Annotated in this window: 19 protein-coding genes; 3 read left to right on the top strand and 16 right to left on the bottom strand. The window is 41.8% G+C overall.

All coding sequences use genetic code 11. The annotated features are described in order from the left end of the window. Positions 1–35: 35 nt before the first annotated feature. From A5875_RS14475 to A5875_RS14460, 4 genes are all read right to left on the bottom strand, one after another. Positions 36–1916 carry an ABC transporter ATP-binding protein gene (locus tag A5875_RS14475; RefSeq protein ID WP_088934238.1) on the bottom strand — a complete coding sequence of 627 codons (1881 nt, stop codon included), beginning with the start codon at positions 1914–1916 and terminating at the stop codon, positions 36–38. Then, positions 1906–3645 carry an ABC transporter ATP-binding protein gene (locus A5875_RS14470; protein ID WP_088934237.1) on the bottom strand — a complete coding sequence of 580 codons (1740 nt, stop codon included), beginning with the start codon at positions 3643–3645 and terminating at the stop codon, positions 1906–1908. Before A5875_RS14470 ends, A5875_RS14475 begins: the two co-directional genes overlap by 11 nt. Before the next feature lie 164 nt (positions 3646–3809). Further along, entirely contained in the window at positions 3810–5465 is a 1656-nt protein-coding gene (locus tag A5875_RS14465; protein ID WP_088934236.1) for a MutS-related protein, read from the bottom strand. An 89-nt stretch (positions 5466–5554) separates the two neighbouring features. After that, entirely contained in the window at positions 5555–7009 is a 1455-nt protein-coding gene (locus tag A5875_RS14460; RefSeq protein WP_088934235.1) for a helix-turn-helix domain-containing protein, read from the bottom strand. Positions 7010–7252: 243 nt separating this feature from the next. Between A5875_RS14460 and A5875_RS14455 the strand changes: the two genes are divergently transcribed. Continuing rightward, positions 7253–8281: a sortase domain-containing protein gene (locus tag A5875_RS14455; protein WP_088934234.1), complete on the top strand. Its 1029-nt coding sequence runs from the start codon at positions 7253–7255 to the stop codon at positions 8279–8281. Positions 8282–8302: 21 nt separating this feature from the next. Here A5875_RS14455 and A5875_RS14450 read toward each other — a convergent pair whose 3' ends face one another. The 11 genes from A5875_RS14450 to A5875_RS14400 form a co-directional block, all read right to left on the bottom strand. Then, on the bottom strand, positions 8303–8518 hold the full coding sequence (locus A5875_RS14450) for a hypothetical protein (protein WP_088934233.1): 216 nt from the start codon (positions 8516–8518) through the stop codon (positions 8303–8305). Beyond that, complete coding sequence (locus A5875_RS14445; protein WP_088934232.1) at positions 8502–8801, bottom strand: helix-turn-helix domain-containing protein; 300 nt, start codon at positions 8799–8801, stop codon at positions 8502–8504. Before A5875_RS14445 ends, A5875_RS14450 begins: the two co-directional genes overlap by 17 nt. Before the next feature lie 269 nt (positions 8802–9070). Then, complete coding sequence (locus tag A5875_RS14440; RefSeq protein ID WP_010782013.1) at positions 9071–9442, bottom strand: type II toxin-antitoxin system PemK/MazF family toxin; 372 nt, start codon at positions 9440–9442, stop codon at positions 9071–9073. A gap of 100 nt (positions 9443–9542) precedes the next feature. Beyond that, positions 9543–10670, bottom strand: coding sequence for an alanine racemase (gene alr / locus A5875_RS14435; RefSeq protein WP_088934231.1), 1128 nt, complete (start codon positions 10668–10670; stop codon positions 9543–9545). Positions 10671–10689: 19 nt separating this feature from the next. Next, positions 10690–11040, bottom strand: a complete 351-nt coding sequence (gene acpS / locus A5875_RS14430) for a holo-ACP synthase (protein ID WP_088934230.1) — start codon at positions 11038–11040, stop codon at positions 10690–10692. Between the two features lie 148 nt (positions 11041–11188). After that, positions 11189–12742: a degradosome RNA helicase CshA gene (gene cshA, locus A5875_RS14425; RefSeq protein WP_088934229.1), complete on the bottom strand. Its 1554-nt coding sequence runs from the start codon at positions 12740–12742 to the stop codon at positions 11189–11191. A 328-nt stretch (positions 12743–13070) separates the two neighbouring features. Next, complete coding sequence (locus tag A5875_RS14420) at positions 13071–14426, bottom strand: UDP-N-acetylmuramoyl-tripeptide--D-alanyl-D-alanine ligase (RefSeq protein WP_088934228.1); 1356 nt, start codon at positions 14424–14426, stop codon at positions 13071–13073. Between the two features lie 167 nt (positions 14427–14593). Continuing rightward, positions 14594–15658: a D-alanine--D-alanine ligase gene (locus A5875_RS14415; RefSeq protein WP_088934227.1), complete on the bottom strand. Its 1065-nt coding sequence runs from the start codon at positions 15656–15658 to the stop codon at positions 14594–14596. Positions 15659–15758: 100 nt separating this feature from the next. Next, positions 15759–16208: a YaiI/YqxD family protein gene (locus tag A5875_RS14410; protein ID WP_088934226.1), complete on the bottom strand. Its 450-nt coding sequence runs from the start codon at positions 16206–16208 to the stop codon at positions 15759–15761. Then, positions 16192–17538 (bottom strand): hypothetical protein, encoded by a 1347-nt coding sequence (locus A5875_RS14405; protein WP_088934225.1) that lies wholly within the window; start codon positions 17536–17538, stop codon positions 16192–16194. Before A5875_RS14405 ends, A5875_RS14410 begins: the two co-directional genes overlap by 17 nt. 18 nt (positions 17539–17556) lie before the next feature. Then, the gene (locus A5875_RS14400; protein ID WP_088934224.1) at positions 17557–18456 is read right to left on the bottom strand and encodes a metallophosphoesterase; all 900 of its coding nucleotides are present in this window, start codon (positions 18454–18456) and stop codon (positions 17557–17559) included. Between the two features lie 132 nt (positions 18457–18588). On the opposite strand from A5875_RS14400, the gene A5875_RS14395 reads away from it, so the two are divergent. Together A5875_RS14395 and A5875_RS14390 are read left to right on the top strand one after the other, a co-directional pair. Continuing rightward, the gene (locus A5875_RS14395; protein ID WP_088934223.1) at positions 18589–18990 is read left to right on the top strand and encodes a hypothetical protein; all 402 of its coding nucleotides are present in this window, start codon (positions 18589–18591) and stop codon (positions 18988–18990) included. Continuing rightward, complete coding sequence (locus A5875_RS14390; protein WP_088934222.1) at positions 18990–19535, top strand: TIGR00730 family Rossman fold protein; 546 nt, start codon at positions 18990–18992, stop codon at positions 19533–19535. Before A5875_RS14395 ends, A5875_RS14390 begins: the two co-directional genes overlap by 1 nt. Before the next feature lie 56 nt (positions 19536–19591). Here A5875_RS14390 and gshAB read toward each other — a convergent pair whose 3' ends face one another. Further along, complete coding sequence (gene gshAB / locus A5875_RS14385) at positions 19592–21853, bottom strand: bifunctional glutamate--cysteine ligase GshA/glutathione synthetase GshB (RefSeq protein ID WP_088934221.1); 2262 nt, start codon at positions 21851–21853, stop codon at positions 19592–19594. Between the last annotated feature and the right edge of the window lie 115 nt (positions 21854–21968).

Here is a 21968-nt window from a genome sequence, read left to right as displayed (position 1 = left end):
CTCCGCTTATGCAGGACACACCTTTTCTTGAATTGCTAATCCAATTCAACTTTTCCGGTATACAGTTGATAATACATTCCATGTTCCGCTAATAGACTTTCGTGGTCTCCTCTTTCAATAATTCGACCATGATCCATTACCATGATAACATCAGAATTTTGAATCGTTGATAATCGATGGGCGATCACAAATACTGTCCGTCCCTCCATCAAGCGATCCATTCCTGATTGAACGATGCTTTCTGTGCGGGTATCGATACTTGAAGTTGCTTCATCCATGATCATAACCGGCGGGTCAGCGATCGCCGCACGAGCAATCGCCAGTAATTGGCGCTGACCTTGCGATAGACCTTCACCATCACCAGTAATTACGGTGTCGTACTTTTCTGGCAAATGCTGGATAAAGGTGTCTGCATTCGATAATTTTGCTGCCTGATAGACTTCTTCATCCGTCGCGCTCAGATTTCCGTACCGAATATTTTCTTTAACCGTTCCAGTAAATAAATGAGTATCTTGCAAAACGATTCCTAAAGAAGTCCGCAGAGAACTCTTTTTGATCTTTTTAACATTGACGCCATCGTAACGAATTTTTCCTTCTTGGATATCGTAAAAACGATTGATCAAGTTCGTGATGGTCGTCTTGCCGGCTCCCGTTGCTCCAACAAAAGCCACCTTTTGTCCAGGTTCCGCATAAAGATTGATGTCATGCAGCACCAGCTGGTCGTCGTTATATCCGAAGTTCACATCTTCAAATCGTACATCTCCGGTCAAGCGGACATAAGAGGTCGTTCCATCCTCATGGGGATGTTTCCATGCCCAGATTCCAGTCCGTTCTTTGGTTTCGATTAGTTCGCCGTTGACCTCTTTGACATTGACGAGCGTCACGTAGCCATCATCAACTTCCGATTCTTCATCTAATAATTGGAAGATTCGATCAGCTCCGGCTAAGGCCATAATGACAAAATTGATCTGCTGCGAAATTTGACTAATCGGTCCATTTAATGAGCGGCTCAATTGTAAGAAGGACGCAATCATCCCAACGGTCAAAGCAGAAACACCATAAACCGCGAACAATCCTCCGATAATCGCTACTAACACATACTGGATATTCAGGAGATTCATCATGATCGGCATCAAGGTATTCGCCGTAGCGTTGGCCTTTGAAGCACTTTCTTGCAATTGGTCATTGATAACATCGAATTCCTTCATTGCGTTTTCTTCATGGTTGAAGACCTTCACCACTTTTTGACCGTGCATCATCTCTTCGATATAACCGTTGACCTTACCAAGCGAATGCTGCTGCTCACCGAAATATCGTCCGCTGCGGTTAGTAATGAAACGAAGCATCACAAACATCAACGAAACTGAAACGATGACAAAGCAAGTCAAAGGGATACTCAAGGAGAACATCGCGATAAAAACTGAGATGAAGGTCACCAGAGCCATCATCAAGTTGGGAATACTTTGCGAGATCATTTGCCGCAATGTATCGGTATCATTGGTAAAGTGGCTCATGATATCGCCATCGGCATTTGAATCAAAATAGCGTAAAGGCAATGTTTCTAAATGAGTAAACATCTGATCACGGATTTTCTTTTGCGTCCCTTCGGATACTTTTACCATGATCAAATTATAAGATAGTGTCCCGATGATCCCGACGACATAGATCAGGGCCATCATCATGATCGCTTTCAGCAAACCCGTAAAATTCGGATTGCTTTGACCAATTAATGGTGTGATATAGTCATCGATCACTACTTTCAAGAACAGCGAGCCTCGCACGTTAGCAAATGCACTGATCAAAATCATGAAAAAGACAATGACCAGCTGCAGCTTATGCTCTTTCGCCATAATTTTTAATAGTCGCTTGATCGTTTTCATCGGATTGGATTTGGGCATTGTCGCTTTATTCATCATGATCACCAAATCCTTTCTGTTGAGAATCAAAGACTTCTTGATAGATCACATTATTTTCCAGCAGCTCATCATGTGTTCCGATACCATTGATTTTCCCATCATCCAACACGATGATTCGATCGGCATCTTGGATCGAACTGATTCGCTGAGAAATAATGAAAGTGGTCGTTCCAGGGATTTCTTTGGCTAAGCCTTCGCGAATCGCGCGATCGGTTTTTGTATCTACGGCACTGGTGGAATCGTCTAAGATCAAAATCTTCGGCTTCTTCAATAATGCACGCGCGATCGTCAATCGTTGCTTCTGTCCGCCGGAAACATTATTCCCGCCTTCAGAGATCATCGTGTCATACTTATTGGGAAACTCTTGGATGAATGAATCTGCCTGTGCGATCGTTGCAGCATGAATCACGTCTGCTTTCGACGCATGTTCATCGCCCCATCGCAGATTGTCTGTGATAGTTCCGCTGAACAAGACATTGTTTTGCAAAACCATCCCGACTTGATCACGTAACGTTTCCAAGTCATAGCTTCGTACATCATGTCCGCCAACCTTGATCTCACCATGTGTGACATCATAAAGACGCGGAATCAGCTGTACCAGACTGGATTTTGAACTCCCGGTCCCGCCGACGATTCCGATCACTTCACCAGAAGCAATATTCAAATCAATATTTTCCAATACTAATTTATCCATATCGTCTTTGTAGCTGAAGCAGACATTCTTAAATTCTACTGATCCGTCAGGAACTTCCGTCAACGGATTTTCGCCATTTTTCAGATCACTTTCTTCATTAAGCACTTCCGTGATCCGTTCAGCTGATGTGCGGGCGATCATCAATTGGACAAAGGTCATAGACATCATCATCAGACTCATCAAAATCTGCATCGTGTAGTTGAACATGCTGACCAGTTCTCCGGTCGATAGCGTCCCCTTGTTCACGATCACTTCCGCACCTAACCAAGAGAGCAGCAGCATACACGTATAGACTGCTACTTGCAAAAGAGGCATATTGAAGGCAACGATACGCTGCGCCTTCGTAAAATTGTCAAAAACCTTTTTGGATACACGACTGAATTTTTCTTCTTCGTGTTCTTCTCTTACATAAGATTTTACGACACGAATCCCTTGCAGATTTTCATGAACCACATTGTTCAATCGATCATACGTCCGAAAAACTTTTTCAAATAGCGGATGGGCAAAACGAATGATCAGCCCAAGTCCCACGATCATAATCGGTACGATCACCAAATAGATCATGGATAATTCCCGATTGATGTGAAACGTCATCACTAAAGAAAAAATCAAGATCAACGGCGAACGCACCAAAATCCGTATCACCATCTGATAGGCATTTTGTACATTGGTCACATCGGTTGTTAAACGAGTAATCAAGCTCGAACTCGAAAATCGGTCAATGTTCGAGAAAGAAAAGCTTTGGATCCGTTCAAACAAGTTGTGACGCAAATTTTTCGCGAAACCGGCTGAGGCGATCGCGGCGGTTCGTCCGCCTAATGTTCCTGAGCCCAACGCAAATAGCGCGCACAAAAATAATAAACCGCCATAGCGTAAAATCGTATTGGTGTCGCTTTTTTCGATTCCATTGTCGATCAAGCCTGCCATTATCAAGGGCATGATCACATCCATCAATACTTCCCCCATCGTAAACAGCGGGGTCTGCAAGCTCTGCTTCTTATATTCACCGACATTTGCCAGTAATTTTTTTAGCATGTACTCACGTCCTTTCATTTTTTTATTAACGATTGCTTACTATAGTATAGAGATTTTTTCTCGAAAGTTCTAATAAATTCATCCCTTTTTCATAAAAAAGAAACGCCTTGAATGTAAGACGTTCCTTATTTAATCCGTCAGAAGCAGGCTAAGCCGCCTTCTTCTTAACTATCCTCTATGATGGACCAAGTTCGCTGTTCATCAAAATAGTGTGCTTGGCTTTTTGCCTGAGCAACAAGTTTATCTGGATAGTCCATCACCTTTAATAAAGCGATCGCATTGCGAGTCACTGCCGGCCCCTGTTTTAAAATGTAATCAAAGGTGATGCCCTGTTCTTCTGTCACCGTTTCCTCAAAATGCACGTTGTCGCATTGATTTTTCAATATTTCGGTCAATTCAATATCATGTGTCGCTACAAAGCTCATGCTTGGATAATCCCCTAACCAAGTAACAACACTGGAAGATGACGCGATCCGTTCGATCGTATTCGTTCCTTTTAATATCTCATCAATAAAGCAATAGCAGCGCTCGCCTTTTTCCACTTGATCTAAAAGCCGCTTGATTGACTTGATCTCAGCAACAAAATAGCTGTCTCCGGCGAAAATATCATCTTCAACTGCCATTGAGGTCAAGACATGTCCCGGCTGCATGGTGAATTCCTCAGCGATCGCCGTATTGATCGTTTGCGAAAGAATCGCACTGATAGCAATACTTTTTACATAGGTTGATTTTCCAGAAGCATTGGACCCGGTAACCAAGGTATTCCGCTGCCAATCAACAGGATTGACGACTGAATAATCGACTAGCGGATGATAAATATCCTCCGCTTGAATCCCGCCAGCGGCAAACACTGGCTGACAGCTCATTGGAAAATAAGTACGAAAGTTCAAGATTGCTGCAGCAACTTCCAGCTCACCTAATACCTTCCATAAATTAATGGCTTCTTGGCTGTAGTTACTCAAACGAGTAATTACAAAATTATAGGCAATAAAAGGAATCATAAATGCTAAATTAAGATATTCAAACATAATATCTGCTTCATTGGTGCTCTTCAGGCGAAAACTAAAGCCCCATTTGGCAATTGATTTCAACGGCACTACATTTTTAATGATCTCAGCCTGTCGCGGAGTCGCTATTTTGCTTAACCGATTGGCCACAGAAATTGACTGCACCAGATAGCGCATGCTTTCTAGTTCGATCTCCAATTTTTCCTTCTTCATCATATAAAAAACGATATTAAATGAGATCGAGCCTAACAGCACAAAAATTCCGATTGGACCGATCAGCAAAAACAGGACAATGCTGATGAGCGGCAATGATCCCAGCAGCACAAACAACCACAAGCTGCCTAGCTTTTCTTTTTTGCCGTTTGCGATATATTGCTTGGTAAAATTATTGTCCCGCTTCCCTAAACCAGCAAAATGAAATTGAATGTTCTCTCTAATATCAGGATGGTCTTGATAGAATTGGATCAATTCTTCCAAATCATCCGCTTGATCAAAATTATAATTACGCAGACGTTGATAGAGCGCTTCGGAACCGATACTGGAATAAGTGCCATTGATCAGTTCAAAAATCTCTTGCATATCAATATCATACCAGGTTAAATCATCAATCTCGCTATCCCATTTGTGAAATTGCTTTTCAATCTGCCAAGCCGCCTTTAAGCTTTCCTCTTTATCCAAGCGAGTCTGCCAAGGAATTTTCCCCCACTGGCTCCGAACAAATTGGCGAGTTTTGAACTGAGAATAAAGGTCTATAGCAATAAAAAATACAGCAACAAACAAAATTATCCCTATAACTAAAAGTTTTGGGTTCATCATTTTCTCCTTAACAAAAACGTTTACTATCAGTGTAGCGAATTTTCTTAAGGATTAAAACCTTAAAAAGAAGACTCGCAATGAGCCTTCTAACGAACTTCTTTGATGAAAGAGCCGATCGATGATAGATCACCTTCAGTCAAAAAATCATCAACAACTTTTAAATTACCATAGGAATAATTTTTTATCGGATAATTAGCGATTACTAAATCATACTCTTTAAAACTCTCATCCGGACCAAAATCCAGTATCGACCCTTGATGGGCTTCGATTCCCACACGATAATAGAATCGATTTTTGATCAATTCCGCGATCATCTCCGCATGACTCTTACCAGAATCACTCACTACTAAAATCTGAACCTTCGCCGAGTGAACATCCAGTGAGTGCGCCAGTCCTTCCCACTCTTTAAATAGAATCGTCAAAACGGAAAACTGGAATTGACTAAACCAAGGATCCCCGAGGGTTCGCTCCAAGCGTAATAATAATTGATGCACGGACTTTGTAAAGTACGGATATTGCTGTTTCGCATTTCTTGAAAAATACGCTGATGAATCGAATAAAATCGAGCGTGGATAAGGACATACCTGATAAGCCGCCTGAAGCTGCACTAATTTTTGTAAAATGTTCTTACGACTTTCATCTGACAGCGTTAATTCATAAAGATGCTCCAGCTCTTTTAGAAAACTGTCCAAATGTTTCAAGGTAATTTGACAGCTGGGTTCAAAGCGGGTAATAAAACAAGAACAGAACAAACTATTCGCCACTTCATAATACCATTGATCCGTCACCGTATATTTAGTCCCTTGAACGATTTGATCCGCCGCTGAGCGTAAAGTCAAAATTTTATCGATCAGCGCTTGATTTAGATTCATCTTTTCTCTTTCTGTTAAAACAAATCCCTGCGAAGTCCGTACGATGATGACTGCCAGCAAGTAGCTGCTTTCTAAAATCTCGCGATCATTGTAGACAATATCGAAGGAACGATTCGCATTTTTTATAAAATTGATCATTCTTTCCCGCCCGATATCAAAGGGCCATTCATTCAAACCGTATTTTTCTAAAAACAATTGAACATAAAAAACTCGCACCCAGCGTTCATTTTTCGCAGAGATGCGAAACGGCCTTCGCTCCAAAACGAGTCCTTTTTCTTTTAAGACCTTGTCGATCTGCTTGATCATTCGATAAAAGGTTGCTTCGCTGATATACAGCTCATTGATCCAATAATCCATGTCTTCATTCGGTTGAAAGAATATCCGCTCTAAAAAAGTAAAGGCCTCAGATTCTTCCATCAAATTTCTGGCTAATTGCCGTGTTTTATTATGAAGGGCATCATTCAACCGTAAACCATTCGTACGGGAATACTCTACTCCGACATGCTCGCCCCAATGCTCATTGATTGCCTCGACATCAGATAGAACCGTTTTCATCGAACAATCCAGCAAGTCTGCCACCATCTCTGGATTCTGCCAGCCAATTAAATCTCGTAAAACGCCAATAATGGCTAACCGTCGTTGTGTTGTATTTTTTAATAGTCTCCGCACAAAAGTACCCTCCTCAGCCAGTTGTCACAAATCTTCAAATACGAAAATCAATTTTAAGTTTTCGGATTATAACATTCTTTGGTCATTATATCATAAAATAACCCTAGTAAAACGGAAAAATATTGCTATTTATTAAACTGAAATTCACAAATAACAACCCTTTTTAACAATTACGTTATTTTTATTTTCTATTATTGCTTCATCCCTTATCATTTAAGCAAATAAGAAAAAGGAGGGATTTTCTTGAAACCATCGAGAAGAAAGAAAATCATTTTTTCCGCTGTTATTGTATGTCTCCTCTTATTATTTGTCCCGATCATTTTTTCTTCTATTTCAGATGCTCAAGCTGAAAAAAAGGAAGGCTACGAGGACCATGTAAAAATCTATGGTGAAGATGTGATCACCATTACTGAAAATGATTCCTTTCATCCAAAACAGTATTACAAAGCTGTTGGTGATGACTATCAGCCGGTTCAATTGAACTACACCAACGTCAATACTAGCAAGCCCGGACGCTACTCCTTAATTTTGACTGCAAAAAATAAAAAAGACTATGACAAGCGAACAGCCCTGATCATTGTTGAAAAAGACAAACCCCACAACGTTGCCAAAGCTGAAAAGAAAACGCAGCCCAGTCAACCACCTGCCTCAACAATTCCTAAAGAAGCTCCAGCAGAGCCAGCCAAAAACCCAACCATTCAAGAATCAACTCCTTCAGCAGAAGCGCAGCAAGCGCCAATAGAAAATACCCAAGAAACCGTACCTCAACAACAACAAACCGCAAGCCCGCAAGAAGCACAGTCGACTGCTCCAGCAAACACACAACCCGCAGTTGAACCTCCTGCCCCACAACAGCCCGTGCTGCAGCCAAATCAAATTTCCTTTCATGGACAGTCCATCCCTTATCAAAATGCCGGACAAGGCAGTGGGCAAGGAGTCATCAATGGCGGATCAATCGCTGCCACCTGGGGCGGAAATCCAATACAATCGGGTACTGATAATCAAAATACTCATTTCATCGGACATAATCCTGGTATTTTCTCACCAGTACTAGCGCTTGGCGGCGGGGATGCCATCACAGTTACAGACAGTGCAGGAAATGCAACAACCTATATAGTAAACGGCTTGGTCCAAGTTGACGACAGCGGCAGAGACATCGCTTCTGGTATAGACAATTGGGATCAAATTACATCTGCTGGCGGCGGCGAACGCATTACATTACAAACCTGTATTGGCGATTCCGTCAATCTGATCGTCTACGCTCAAGCATAAAAACAGGCTGACACACTTGTGTCAGCCTGTTTTACTCATTCTCCGCTCCAAAATGTAGCGGACGATATGACCGATGATCATTGTTGAGAACACCATCGCAGTAATGATCTTCACCCATACTGGAAGATAGCCTGGAGGTGCGCCAATGCCTACCATGTAACCGATCGCCACCAAACACACTCCGCCTAGGTTATAAGTAATCAAAAGCAGCTTATTGATCTTATGAATCCTTTCCATCTCCATCGCCTCCATCTATTCTAGGAATTCCGTACTGATTTCTAAAATTCTGCGAGTCCGCTAAATAATCTAAAAGACTAGGCTTTGCTTGGCCTAAAAGAGCATCGATGCTTTTTCGATAAATCTTACTAAGAGCGATCAGCTGGTCATAATCTGGTGCGCTCTTATTCAATTCCCACTTAGAAATGGTTTGTGGCGTAACATGTAAAAGTTCAGCAATTTGTTTTTGACTCATTCCTTTTCTTTGGCGAAAATATTTAAGCTGTTCACCGATCTCAACCATCGTCTTCCCCCGTTTTTCTATCCTTTATTTCTGCTTATATTATACAACGGCCGACTTCGGGTTTACTACAAATCGTTGATAGATGATTCGTTGAACAGACAAAAATAGGACGCAACGAAACGTTGCGTCCTTAACAGCTAGCCTAATATTCTATTTTTACGCATCCGAACCAACTATGCTGGCCGATTGATAAGCTCATTTAACTCATGATCTTCCCTTCAGCCAAGAAAGCGGCAAAAAGTTGGCTTCGCAAATCAACCATGTTGACTTTATGTAAGATTCGTTGTAACGGCAGACATTGTCTCGATGCCCACACTTATTCGTAAAGCAGCATCGACTTCTGCCATCAAGCAGCGATCTAAATGACAAACCTTTTCCTTCAAACGTGATTTGTCGATCGTGCGAATCTGCTCTAATAAAATGACCGAATCTCGCTCAATTCCGGTACCATTTGATTTGATTCCAATATGTGTCGGTAATTTAGGCTTCGCCATTTTTGCCGTAATTGCCGCAATGATGATCGTTGGACTAAAATGATTGCCCAAATTATTTTGGATCACCAACACCGGGCGAATCCCTCCTTGTTCAGAACCAATAACTGGCGATAAATCCGCGAAATAGATATCACCACGTTTAACCATAATATTCTCCTTACTCTTTTTTTAGTTTATACGAGAGTTGTTCTTTGATAATTGCTGATAAAGGAGGAACAGTCGTCCTCCAAAGCTCCAAAATATTTTTTTACTCTTGATAAATTCTTGGTACACGTTCCGAAAGCATACAACAAACTTCATAATGGATCGTTCCTAAATGATCCGCCACATCTTGCATCGTAATCTCTTGCCCCTTACTTCTGCCGATCAACGTGACTTTTGTCCCAACCTTAAATTCTCGCGGCAGCCGGATCATTAATTGATCCATGCAAACACGCCCAACAATTTCGCAGAACTCACCTTCAACTAATAACGAAAACCCCTGCATCTTCCGCAGCCAGCCATCCGCATAACCGATGGGGATCGTTCCAATCCATTCTTTTTCCGGTGTGTCGTAGGTTTTCCCGTAACCCACGCCTTCACCAGCTGCTAATTCCTTCACCTGAATCAATTCAGAAACTAATTCCATCGCTGGTTTTAATGGATAGCTCTCAGGCAATTCATGACCTGATGGATTCAACCCATACATGCCAACACCGTAACGGATCATATTTCCCGGCATTTCTTTATCATGCCATAAGGCCGTCGCGCTGTTGCTTGAATGGACATAACGCGGCAAATGATCTAATGCAGCAATCACTTCGTTAAAGCGATCTGCTTGCTTATGCCAATAAGTAGCATCCTTTTCATCCGCCGTAGCAAAGTGGGTAAACAGCCCCTCCCAAACCATATTCGATGAAGCTTCAATCATGTCCGCCGCTTCTTTGACTTCTTCTGGGGTCACAAAACCGATCCGCCCCATGCCAGTATCTGCTTTGATATGAATTTTTATTGGTGCCGTTGTTTCTTCTAAAACGTTCAATACTTCTTGGGCTTCGACCAGCCATTCCTTTGTCGCTACCGTAATCGACAAATCGTAGTCGACAACCAGCGACAGATAGCTTGGGAAGACTACACTTAATACTAAAATGGGTTCAGTGATTCCCGCTTCTCGTAATTCGATCGCTTCGTCCAATGTCGCTACACAAAAACCTGCAGCGCCGACAGACAAGGCCATTTGGGCAGCGGCGATCGCTCCATGACCATAGCCGTCTGCTTTAACTACGGCAAATAACTCGACTCCTTTCGGCAAACGCTCAATTTCGTTCTTAATGTTCTCTCTCAATGCTTTCCTATGTATGATGGCTCTTGTAGGTCGATGATATGTTACAACCATAAACTAAGTGTCCTTCTTTCTATTCCTCCAGCAATACTTGTGCGATCGCTAGTTCCTCTGTGTGGGTTAAGCTGACAAAAACTTTTCCCTGATGAGGTGATTTTGTAAAGGCGGGTGCACCATGATCATCTCGTAAAATCTCCAAATCTTGAAAACTGACTTTTCCGATGCCGGTTCCCCAGGCTTTAGAAAAAGCTTCTTTACATGCATACCGTCCTGCTAGAAATTCTACCTGACGATGAGGAGAATGGCTAGCAAAAAGGGTCTGTTCCGCCGGAGTTAATATTCGTTCCACAAAATGTGGGCGGCGTTCAATGATTTTTGCAACTCGTTCCAGCTCGGTCGCATCGATCCCGATTCCTTTAATCATACTCTCAACCCTTTCAAGTAACATCTTTATTTTACCAAAGACTTCTTTAAATGCTACGATTTTTTTTTAATAATCCGTGCAAAGTCTTTTAAATCAAGAAAAAAGCTATCAATCAAAAAGATTGATAGCTTTGATAGTCAAACTTAACTTAGTCGTTTGTGTTCGTGCGAATCACAAATCCACGTTTTTTGTCGTTATTACGGTTCGTACTTTTATTGTTGCTGCGTTGTTTGTTGCCGCCGTAATTTTTGTTTTTATTGCTGCTGTTGCGGTCACGATCTTTACGGTAGTTGTCTTTACCACGGCCGCCGCCACGGTTGCTTCCGCCACCACGTTTACCGCCGCCGCGATTGAAGCCGCCGCCTTTTTTATTTGAAGGCAATGGGCGTTCAGGAGTGATCTTCACAGGAACAGCGTCAGAAGGATCTTTTGCTGTTGTCTTTAATAATAAAGCAGCAAGTTCTTCTGGTGAATAAGTCGCTAATAATTCTTTCGCTGACTCATTGTATTTTTCCAGGCTGTCGGAATTTTCTTCCATTTGACTTTGGATTTGTTCCATCGCCGCGCCTAGTTGTCCTTTGAAGGCTTCTTTTTCGGTTGGTGGACGCATTGGATTCATGCGTTTTTTCGTCAAGTTTTCGATGACATGCAAGTAGCCCATTTCGTTTGGTGTAACGAACGTTACTGACATACCGCCTTTACCAGCACGACCAGTCCGACCGATACGGTGAACATAGCTTTCTGGATCTTGTGGAATATCGTAGTTATAAACATGGGTTACTCCTGAGATATCTAACCCCCGGGCAGCCACGTCTGTCGCTACTAAAATATCAAGATCGCCGCGTTTAAATGAACGCAATACGCTCATCCGTTTTTGTTGTGATAAATCACCATGGATACCCTCAGCCTTGTAGCCGCGAGCTTCTAATCCACGAGCTAATTCATCAACCCGACGCTTCGTACGTCCGAAGACAATCGCCAAATCAGGTGTTTGAACGTCAAACAAGCGCGTCATGACATCGAATTTTTCATAATCTTTTGCCCGAACATAATATTGATCGATCAAATCAGCCGTCATTTCTTTGGTTTTGATTTTCACGTGTTCAGGATCTTTCATAAATTTAACGCCAATTTTTTTGATTGCATCAGGCATTGTTGCTGAGAACAACAATGTTTGGCGTTCTGCAGGGACTTTACTGATGATTTTTTCGATATCTTCCAAGAAGCCCATGTTTAACATTTCGTCAGCTTCATCTAAGACAAGCGTTTCGACAGTTTCTAGTTTCAGTGTGTGGCGATTGATGTGATCCAACATCCGTCCTGGTGTTCCTACAACGATATGCGGACGATCTTTCAAACCACGAATTTGACGACCAATATCAGCCCCGCCATATACAGCTTGTACACGAATTTTTTTGTCACGGCCTAAACGGAATAATTCCTCTTGTGTTTGGATCGCAAGTTCACGTGTTGGCGCGATTACTAATCCTTGTAACATTGTTTTTGTGGTATCAATTTTTGCTAGCATTGGCAATCCGAAAGCAGCCGTTTTACCTGTACCCGTTTGTGCTTGACCAATTACATCTTTTCCTTCTAGTGCTAAAGGAATAGTTTGTTCTTGGATCGGTGTTGCTTCTTCAAAACCTGCTCGTTCAACCGCAATTAATAGTTCTGGTGATAAATTTAGTTCTTTGAATTTCAAATGATATCCTCCTAATGTCTGTTGACCTTATCATTTAGAGCGTATGGTTTGGTATCAGCGCTTGGGCTGCAACTGTCCCTTTAGTTGCCGTCCTTGGCGATACTACCGAAAAACCGCTCCGCGAAGTCAGGCGGAAGGATCATCTCTCACAAAAAGTGGCTGAGACATCATTCAATCGAAAAATGCCCCAACCGCTTCTCAAAAATAATTGGTAAGCCAGCGAATCTCGCTAGCGAATCTTTAACTTCATAGATGATTCATTCAATCATACTTCATTTCTCGGCAATGGCTCATTTTAGCACATCATTTCGTTTTCTGCAAGTTTTCACTATTTCTGCAATGCTTCAACGACTTCGATCAGCCCCATACCGTTACTGCCTTTCAAAACAACGCTGTCCGTTGTTTGCAAACTCTCTTTGAGCATTTGCATCATTTGCGCCTTGTCATTCTTAGTAAAATAATGAACCGCCAATGTTGGATAGCGATCAGCTAAAGTCAGCTTCAGCCCTTTCATTTCATCGCCATATAAATAAATTTCTTGGAAATCTTTGTTGTTGATATGCTCTGCCATGCTGGCATGAAGCGAATATGAATCCGCACCTAGCTCCAGCATATCTGCCAAAACTGCCAAACGCCGGCCTTCAGTTGGTAATTTAGCAAAAGTATCTAAGACTAAACCCATCGCTGTTGGATTGGCGTTATACACATCACTCAAGATATCCGCGCCATTACTAGCCTTCAGCCATTGCGTACGATTTTGAGTGACTTGAACATAAGCCAAACCCTGGAAAATTTCTTCTGTACTTACTTCAAACCACCGGCCGATCGCCATCGCAATCAGCGCATTCTCTACATTGTAACTGCCTGGCAAGGGAATCTGGTAGCCATTGTCATCTACAGAGAAGACCGTCGCCCCTTTATCTTCGTTCAAAATAGTGGCAGACAAGTCGCCTTTTTGGATACCGAACGTTTCTACTGTTTGTGACACCGAGTTGGTGCGTTCTTCCAACAAAGGTTCATCAGCTGGAATTATCAGCAGACCATCTGATGCCAAACCTGTTGTAATCTCCATCTTAGCATCCGCAATTTTTTCCCGTGAGCCTAGATTTTCAATGTGTGCTTCACCAATGATCGTGATCGCCGCAACATCCGGTTCAGCCAGTTCTGATAAAATGCTGATTTCTCCCGCATGATCCATTCCCATTTCCAGAATCAACTTTTCCGTTCCTTCTGGCATATGCAAGATCGTGTAAGGCAGACCGATATCATTGTTATAATTGCCTTGTGTTTTATACGTCCGAAACTTTTGGCTAAGGACCGATTCAGTCATATCTTTTGTCGTGGTTTTTCCATTTGAGCCTGTAATTGCAATCACATCTGGATTTTCTTCTAATAAGTAATAGCTTGCCAACGCTTGAAATGCCAACAACGTATCCTTAACTAAAATCACTGCGATACCTGCTGGTGCAGTCGCTGGATCGTTGCTCCAAAGCGTTGCCTTCGCGCCATTTTCAATTGCTTTTGATACAAACTCATGGCCATCATTTGTTCCTTTTAACGGAACAAACAAATCGCCGGCTTGAATTTTTCGTGAATCGAATTCGACACCAGTAACGGTCACCTCATTTTCCGCCAATACTTCACCTTGAACGGCCCTGCTGATGATTGTCGTTGTAAAATTCATGGTGTTCCTCCCAAATTTTTGTTTCTGACTACAGTAAAATTCCTATAAAACTTGTCCATCTTCTGAATAATTAATCGTTCGATCAGCCAGACGTTAAAAGGAACTTGAAACACGATTCAAATCGAATCATGTTTCAAGCCCTGCTCGCTTGCAAAACAGATACTCACTTATTCAAAGGCCGCCTGCTGCTCATAGCGCTTCTTACCTAATTGAATCAATTCTTCAATCAAATCACCATACTTCAAGCCCATGTTTTCCCATAATAATGGATACATACTGAATTCAGTGAAGCCAGGCATCGTATTCAATTCATTTAAGAACAATTCGTTTTTGTTCGTTAAGAAAAAGTCGACTCGACTAAGTCCGGAACCACCCAGCATTGTATATGCTGATTTAGCATAGTCTCGCGCTTTTTTCATCACTTCTTCTGGGATCTCTGCTGGGATCGCCATCTGAATCGTATTGTCGATATACTTAGCGTTGTAGTCATAAAACGCGACCTCTTTTACGACCTCACCTGGTAAAGTCGTACGCACGTCAGCGTTTCCTAAAACGGCAACTTCGATCTCACGCGCATCGATGCCTTGTTCAACTAAGGCGCGAGAATCGTAACGGTAAGCTTCTTGAAGAGCATTTTGCAATTCTTCTCGATTTTCTGCTCGTGTGATGCCGACACTTGAGCCCATATTCGCTGGTTTGATAAACATCGGATACAAAAGCGTTCCTTCACATTTATCAAAGATTTGTTTTGGATTTTCTTTCCATTGGTTTTTCAAGACCGGAACATACGGAACTTGTGGAATACCGGCTGCCTGCAGGATATATTTTGTCATAATTTTATCCATCGCACAAGCGCTGGTCATTACTCCTGCACCAATATAAGGCATATCTAAGGTTTCTAAGAAGCCTTGGATTGTTCCATCTTCTCCATTTGGTCCGTGTAAGACCGGAAAGACGATTGCATTGTCTTCTTTGATATCACCAGGAGAAATTACCCTGCCACTAAAGCCTTCAACTACATTACCAGTTGGGTCCCAAGTTAAGCGCAGTGCTTCGTCTGTTTCTGGTGCTTCCGTCAACAATGGACCTTTGACCCATTGGCCGGTTTTATCAATGTAAATAAGTTGTACTTGATAATAATCAAAATATACCGCAGAAATAACTGAAAAAGCCGATAAAATAGCTACATCATGTTCTGGGCTTTTCCCACCATAAAGTAAAATAATTTTCAACTGCGTATCCTCCATTACTTTCTGATCCCTAACATTTTAGCACAAAAATCAAAATCCCCAAAAAGAAATTTTACAAGTATTACAATGCTTATCATTTATATTACATTAAAGACTGTTGAATCAAGCTTTCCAGCACATCCTTAAAATGTGCTCGATCTTCATTTGTAAAAGGCTTGGGCCCTTTCGTGCGTTGTCTCGCTTGGCGCATCTTACTGCCGATAAATCGTTGTGTCAACAAGGAATCAATGTTCATTTGCGTATACTCCATACCCGTTTGATGCAGAACATGGGCTGCTTTTGCCAATGTTAAAGAGGCCAATCCATAATCTTGTGTGATCAAAATATCCTCTGGCTGAATAACCGAAACGATCTTGAAATCGGCGGAATCTGCTCCACGATCAACGTAGATAAATTCGACAAAAGCTGGATATTCTTTTTTTGAATAATGATCGATACTCGTTACGATCACCACCGGCAGCGAATATTCTTCTGCAACGATAATTGCTGTATCTTTTACTGGCGAACCATCGCCGTCAATGATCAAACGCATATTTTCCTACCCTTCCAATCAACCAAAGTCCAATTAATAAAATAATGATCGAGATGAATTTAACTACGTCCATTGTTGCAAGGATTTCCGGTGTATGCAAGCTGCGCAATAAAAAAATATCTTTGACCGGCAAATTTTTCAACTGCAAAGTGACCAGCATCAAGAACATCAAAATAAATTGATGGGTAATGCTGCCTTTATTCGACGTCGAGTATTTCGCAGTAAGACGTTGTTGCGCTTCAATAGTGTCTGTCTGATAGTACAGACGATTCAACCATGCGCTTGTTCCCTTTTGGAAAAAGGTTAAAACAAAAATCGCAACTGGAAATAAGGGGCGCACACTTAATAATAATAACCCTGCGGCTAAACCCACAAGTTGAACAAGCAACTCATTTTTGAAAGCTTGTCGAACCTTTCCAGCTAAAACCAACGAACTGATGACTCCTAAAAGATAAGGTAAAAATAGATAGGTTCCTTGAGAAGCAGCTCCTTTATAAACGGCTACATAAAAAGCGCCAAAAAGAAAAATAAAATTTCCCAGCATTCCATTAAGGAAGGTTAGGGCATTTTGCCAAAGCGGAAGCTTCCAGCGATTCTTTACTTGGTTAACCACAACGATGGCTGCCATAAAAATACCGGCAAACAGAATGATCGCATTATTCAGCATCGATTCACTAAACAATAATCGGCCGCTGCGCAATAAAAAGAGCGCAATAAAAAATAAAACGAACCAAACCAATTCTGAAAGCGAGAAGACATGCTTCGTCAATTCCTTAAAATCCATCTCATAATGCGGATAATGTTTCACTGTGTGATACGCACATACAAAATAAAGTGTAACGATACTTGGCACAATCACTGCTTGAACAGGAAATGTGAGCGTGGTTCCCAAAAATAGCGGCAATAAAACGATCAGCGCGACTAAATAGCGGCGACTGCTCATTGTTTGAAAGCCCTTGGACTTTTCAAAAAAATTCACACTTGTATTTGCCGGCGGCAGCCAAGCGGCACTTAATCCTAAAAAGATACTGCCAAATAAATAGAATGTAAAATGTAATGCTCCGATCAAGGTCAAAAATGCCCCAATACCGCCAGCTAAGAGCGAGACCATCAACAAAGTATATTGATCAATGGAGCGATACAGTCCACGAATCAAAAAAATTCCCGTTACTCGAAATGTATAGAACAGAACAAAGGGCAATACCGTAACAGACAGCCGCGAATCAATCAGGTGCATAAATAGTAAATAAGGAATGACGATCATCGTATTCGCTAAAATAAACGGCGTCGTCTGAGTAAACTGTCGTAAAAATCTTTTAATTGCTTCCATCCCAAAATTATCCTTCCACTAATATGAAATCAAGGTCATCGCCTGCCGAAATTCTTCCAGCAAGTGCTCCTCTTTATAAGCAGCAAACTCCGCTTGATGCTTATTCAATAAACTACGCATCTTCATCGGTATAAAAACTTCCGCTAATTGATTCTCTAAAACAAAATTCCGCGTAATTCTCCATTCATAATAATAGCCTAATGGCCGACAACTATAAATCGTATCGTGGATCGTTTGATCGTCAAATCGTCGATGGGTATGACCAAACACCACCTGCTTCACGTTTGAATAGTGATCCAATAATTCGCCTAACGCCTGCGAACCTAAGAAAGCGTTCAATTTATTCCAAATTCGATATTTCCCACTTAAATGAACGATGAATTCTTCTTTTGGTACAAAATGCGTTGCTAAAATCACTTGATAATTTTTTCGCGCCAAATCATCCAGTACATTGCGCAACTGCTGCAAAATTTCTTGATTGACTGTCTGATCGTCAGAAAAACGGTCGATGATGCGGTCAAACCAATAGATATTTTTAATTGAACGATTTTGCTGCGGGTCCTTTATCTCAGAAAAGCTGTAATCATACCAGCCATTGAAGCCTAATAATACAGTCTCATGGTTAAGCGGCACATAGCGCAGGTTTAAGAAATGGCTGTCGGGATAGTGTTCAATCATCTGCTCCCCTTTAACGTTCCCCATCTCATGATTTCCTAAATTGAAGGTCGTCGGTATGCCGCGCTTGCGAAAAAAATGATTGACAGCCAGCGTCTGATCGATCTTATTGGCCGTATCACCAGCAAAATGCAGACGTGTCACCTCTTGCTCGCGTAACAGCGCAAAAAGTTTAGTCAATTCATGGTCATCGAAATGATTGATATCTGCATGCAGATCCGTAATCACAGCTAATTTTCCCATCTTGCCGCCTCCTTCCCGTCTACTTTACACAAATCACTGCAATAATGCGAGTCAAAAGCTGAATCTGACCGCAGGATTTTTTTCGTCTGTGCTATACTTATTTTAAAGAAAATATTTAAGGAGGAGATCCTAATGGCTACTTATAAGAACCTTCAAACCGATTTATTGCAAGCGCTTGATTTACACGTTGATATTTTGAAAGAGGTCAATGACATCAAAGCAGAAGAAATTCCTGCATTTTTATTTATGATGCGCAGCCTTGGCTTCATGTTAGACCGTGCCGCTTTAGTTTTAGCCAGTGGTGATGACGAGGAAATGTACTACATGATGTTCCAATATTATAGTTTATTGAAGGAATTAAAATTGAATCTAGCGATGAACTATCCTTATGCCAAGCTGCAAGATGAACCCTTAATTGATACAGTTAACAGATTTCCTGACACTTACGAAGAAGAAATGAAGATTTGGTGGGAAGAAAAAACTGGTTTAACGGTTGAATCAACGAAGCAAACGCTCGACTTGGAAGAAAACTGATGCGGATCGCTGTTTATTGCGGGGCACACTTAGGTTCCGATCCAGCCTATCAAGAAGCCGCAAAAAAATTAGGTGATTGGATCGTCGAGAATAACCACGAGCTCGTCTATGGCGGCAGCAAGCTTGGCTTGATGGGCGCAGTTGCAAACAGTGTCTTGGATAAAGGCGGTACAGTGACTGGAATCATGCCTAAATTTTTACAAGATCGCGAGCGCATCCATACTGGCTTGACTCATCTGATCACTGTGAATGATTTGGATGAACGCAAAAAAGCCATGATGCAGCACGCAGATGTCTGCTTGGCCTTACCCGGCGGGATTGGAACATTAGAAGAAATCAGTGAGGCTTATTCATGGGCACGTGTCGGACAAAATAATACTCCCTGTATCTTCTTTGATGTAAACAATTATTATGCTCCGTTACAAACATTTTTTGATCAGATGGTGGAGCAAAATTTTTTATCTCATGAAGATCGTCAGCTGGTTTTGTTTTCCGACTCACTCTTGGAAATCGATACATTTATTCAAGACTATTATAAAAAATGACCCACGCTAATTGGGAGACTTTTTCAGCAGCCTCCTAATTTGCGCGGGTCGTTTTTTTAGATATTCATTTCAGGATATAAGAAACGCAGCACATCCAGAGTCAAGCGGCGGCTCTTACCAATATAAGGATAGATATGCATATGCATCATTGGATTGAAGTTTGCTTCGATGATCCCATAGTCCTCATGTGTTTCATAAGCTTTATCTTTATCTGGGATGATCAAATCAATGCCGCTGATGCTGGCTCCTAATACTTCGACTGCATCGATCGCTAATTGCTTATAGCTTTCGTGGATTTCCTCTGTGACATCAATAGAATCTCCGCCCGTCGAAACATTAGAATTTTCTCGCAGAAAGACTTGCTGGCCCTTTTCAGGAACACTATCGATTCGCAAGCCTTGTTCTTTTAACATCAATTGCTCTAAATCACCTAACTGGATCTTCTCCAGCGGTGAGCGATGATTCGTTCCCCGTAAAGGATTCGCATTCTTTTCGGCTACCAATTCTTCAATCGATCGTTCGCCATCACCTATAACATTGGCCGGTGTTCGCAACAAGACCGCCTTGACTTGATGGTCGATGACGAAAAAGCGATATTCCGTCCCCGGTAAAAACTCTTCAATAATAACCTCATCATCTTCTGCAAAGGCTATTGCCAAACCTGCATTGAAATCAGTTATTGATGTCTCCCCTTTAAAGATCGTGATACCCAAACCGTAATTCGTCGATTTCGGCTTGATTACAAAAGCTTTTTGGGCAAATCGCGGATAAGCCTTTTTGGCTTCCTCCATCGTTCCAAACGTTTCGCCGTCTGGTACACGGAATCCTGCTCGAGCCAACACGATTTTAGTCACTGTTTTATTGGCCATCAATAAGGGCGCAATATACGTATCTTTGCTGGTCATATTCCCATTCTTCACTAATTCTTGATGGTCGTTATGCTGCAGCTTCACGAACTGATCCTGACGATCCAAGACTTCGGTCTCGATCCCTTTTTGAATCGCATCAAATAAGAGATTTTGCGTAGACAGCTCCATCTCTTGGAAGCCAGCCAATCGATAGGGATAAGCCCAAGCTTGGTCGTAAAACTTCCGCCCCAGTTTTGTTGCTACTGCGGCTTGTCCTTCTGCTTCATCTAAAGCTAAGATTCTAGCCGCTAAAGTTTCTTCTGGATGTTCCAGCCAACCTTGATATTTTTTAAGCAGGTCAGCACCGTCTAGTTCTAAATCATCAACCATTTGCAGCATTTCTGCAAAAATCGCTTGTCCTTCTGCTAAATGAGCCGTTGGTTTAGCTGGATGCTCTAACGAAACCTCATCACTAATGCGATTTCCTTCTGCTACCCATTCATCAGCTGATAATTTTTCGTCCGTCCATAACAAATAAAGCATGAATAAATGAATAAACTCGATTTCTTCTGCATCAATACCAACACGGTCAAAAGGATTCAGGTCAATATTTCGCAATTCTACATAACGGATTCCGGTGTGGAAAAGATCTGCGACCTTTTTCCCGCCGCGCATCCGAATCGGCGCATAAAATTCCTTTTCTTCTGATAATCTGCCTTGCGCCACGTTTTCAGCTAAATCCTCACTGTAGCGAGTCAGGGTTTCGTAAGACACTTGGACATCAGGTTTATTTACATATCCGTAATGACTAGTACGAATACTCCGGACTGGTTCATTTGGACGATCTTCGCTATCAAAGTAACGGTCCTCACTTAACGGGCTAGCACCGAATAAATACGTTAACAACCAGCGATAACGTAAAAAGTTGCGCGCAATTTTCATGTATAAACGGGTCTTGAAGTCTTCCATAGAAGTTTCTTCCGTTTGTGCCATAAACAATTGTTTGACTAAGTCTAAGCCATATTCAAAATTAAAATGGATGCCACTGACCATTTGTTTTCGTTTGCCATACTCCCGTGCCAAATAACGCCGATACAAAACATCCGCATGACGTTCCAGCTTCGCGATCTGAATATCTTCCTCTTTTTCAGGAAGCAGCGGCGGCATGGAGAACGGCCACATCATTTCATCTTTTGACATACTTCGTTGTGCGACATCATGGATCGCCTCTAAATAGGCCAACACTTCATCGACTGATTCAGTGACTGGGGTGATCAATTCTAATTGTGTTTCAGAAAAATCTGTTTGGATATAAGGATGAAAATTCCGATTCCCCACAAGAGCCGGGTGGTCGGTCTGAACGAGATCACCATCTAGTGTAACTCGTTGACTTTCTTTTTCGATCCCATAACGTGCTTGCAACAAAAAAGGTTTAACCTTTTCTTGTGCCATCATTTTTTTTGTATTCATTTGTCCATAGCCCTCCCAGCTACATTATATAGAAGAACAACCAGAAACAGAACGGAAATGCTTAAAAAAGGAATAGCGTTTTTAATGATAATATGATTAAATAATGATAACAACA

Source organism: Enterococcus sp. 3H8_DIV0648 (genome assembly GCF_002140655.1).
GTDB classification, from domain to species: domain Bacteria; phylum Bacillota; class Bacilli; order Lactobacillales; family Enterococcaceae; genus Enterococcus_A; species Enterococcus_A hulanensis.
The sequence above is the reverse complement of the archived record's forward strand: the minus strand, read 5'-3'. Positions and strand labels throughout refer to the sequence as shown.

Bases quoted from the DNA above. Each gene is read 5' to 3' on its own strand.
- A5875_RS14475 (WP_088934238.1), bottom strand. From the start codon at position 1,916: ATGATGAATAAAGCGACAATGCCCAAATCCAATCCGATGAAAACGATC.
- acpS (WP_088934230.1), bottom strand. From the start codon at position 11,040: ATGATTAAAGGAATCGGGATCGATGCGACCGAGCTGGAACGAGTTGCA.
- A5875_RS14410 (WP_088934226.1), bottom strand. From the start codon at position 16,208: ATGCGTTTGATCATTGACGGCGATGGTTCGCCAGTAAAAGATACAGCA.
- A5875_RS14405 (WP_088934225.1), bottom strand. From the start codon at position 17,538: ATGGAAGCAATTAAAAGATTTTTACGACAGTTTACTCAGACGACGCCG.
- alr (WP_088934231.1), bottom strand. From the start codon at position 10,670: ATGGTTGTAACATATCATCGACCTACAAGAGCCATCATACATAGGAAA.
- A5875_RS14395 (WP_088934223.1), top strand. From the start codon at position 18,589: ATGGCTACTTATAAGAACCTTCAAACCGATTTATTGCAAGCGCTTGAT.
- gshAB (WP_088934221.1), bottom strand. From the start codon at position 21,853: ATGAATACAAAAAAAATGATGGCACAAGAAAAGGTTAAACCTTTTTTG.
- A5875_RS14420 (WP_088934228.1), bottom strand. From the start codon at position 14,426: ATGAATTTTACAACGACAATCATCAGCAGGGCCGTTCAAGGTGAAGTA.
- A5875_RS14445 (WP_088934232.1), bottom strand. From the start codon at position 8,801: ATGGTTGAGATCGGTGAACAGCTTAAATATTTTCGCCAAAGAAAAGGA.
- A5875_RS14440 (WP_010782013.1), bottom strand. From the start codon at position 9,442: ATGGTTAAACGTGGTGATATCTATTTCGCGGATTTATCGCCAGTTATT.
- A5875_RS14470 (WP_088934237.1), bottom strand. From the start codon at position 3,645: ATGCTAAAAAAATTACTGGCAAATGTCGGTGAATATAAGAAGCAGAGC.
- A5875_RS14465 (WP_088934236.1), bottom strand. From the start codon at position 5,465: ATGAACCCAAAACTTTTAGTTATAGGGATAATTTTGTTTGTTGCTGTA.
- A5875_RS14450 (WP_088934233.1), bottom strand. From the start codon at position 8,518: ATGGAAAGGATTCATAAGATCAATAAGCTGCTTTTGATTACTTATAAC.
- A5875_RS14400 (WP_088934224.1), bottom strand. From the start codon at position 18,456: ATGGGAAAATTAGCTGTGATTACGGATCTGCATGCAGATATCAATCAT.
- A5875_RS14390 (WP_088934222.1), top strand. From the start codon at position 18,990: ATGCGGATCGCTGTTTATTGCGGGGCACACTTAGGTTCCGATCCAGCC.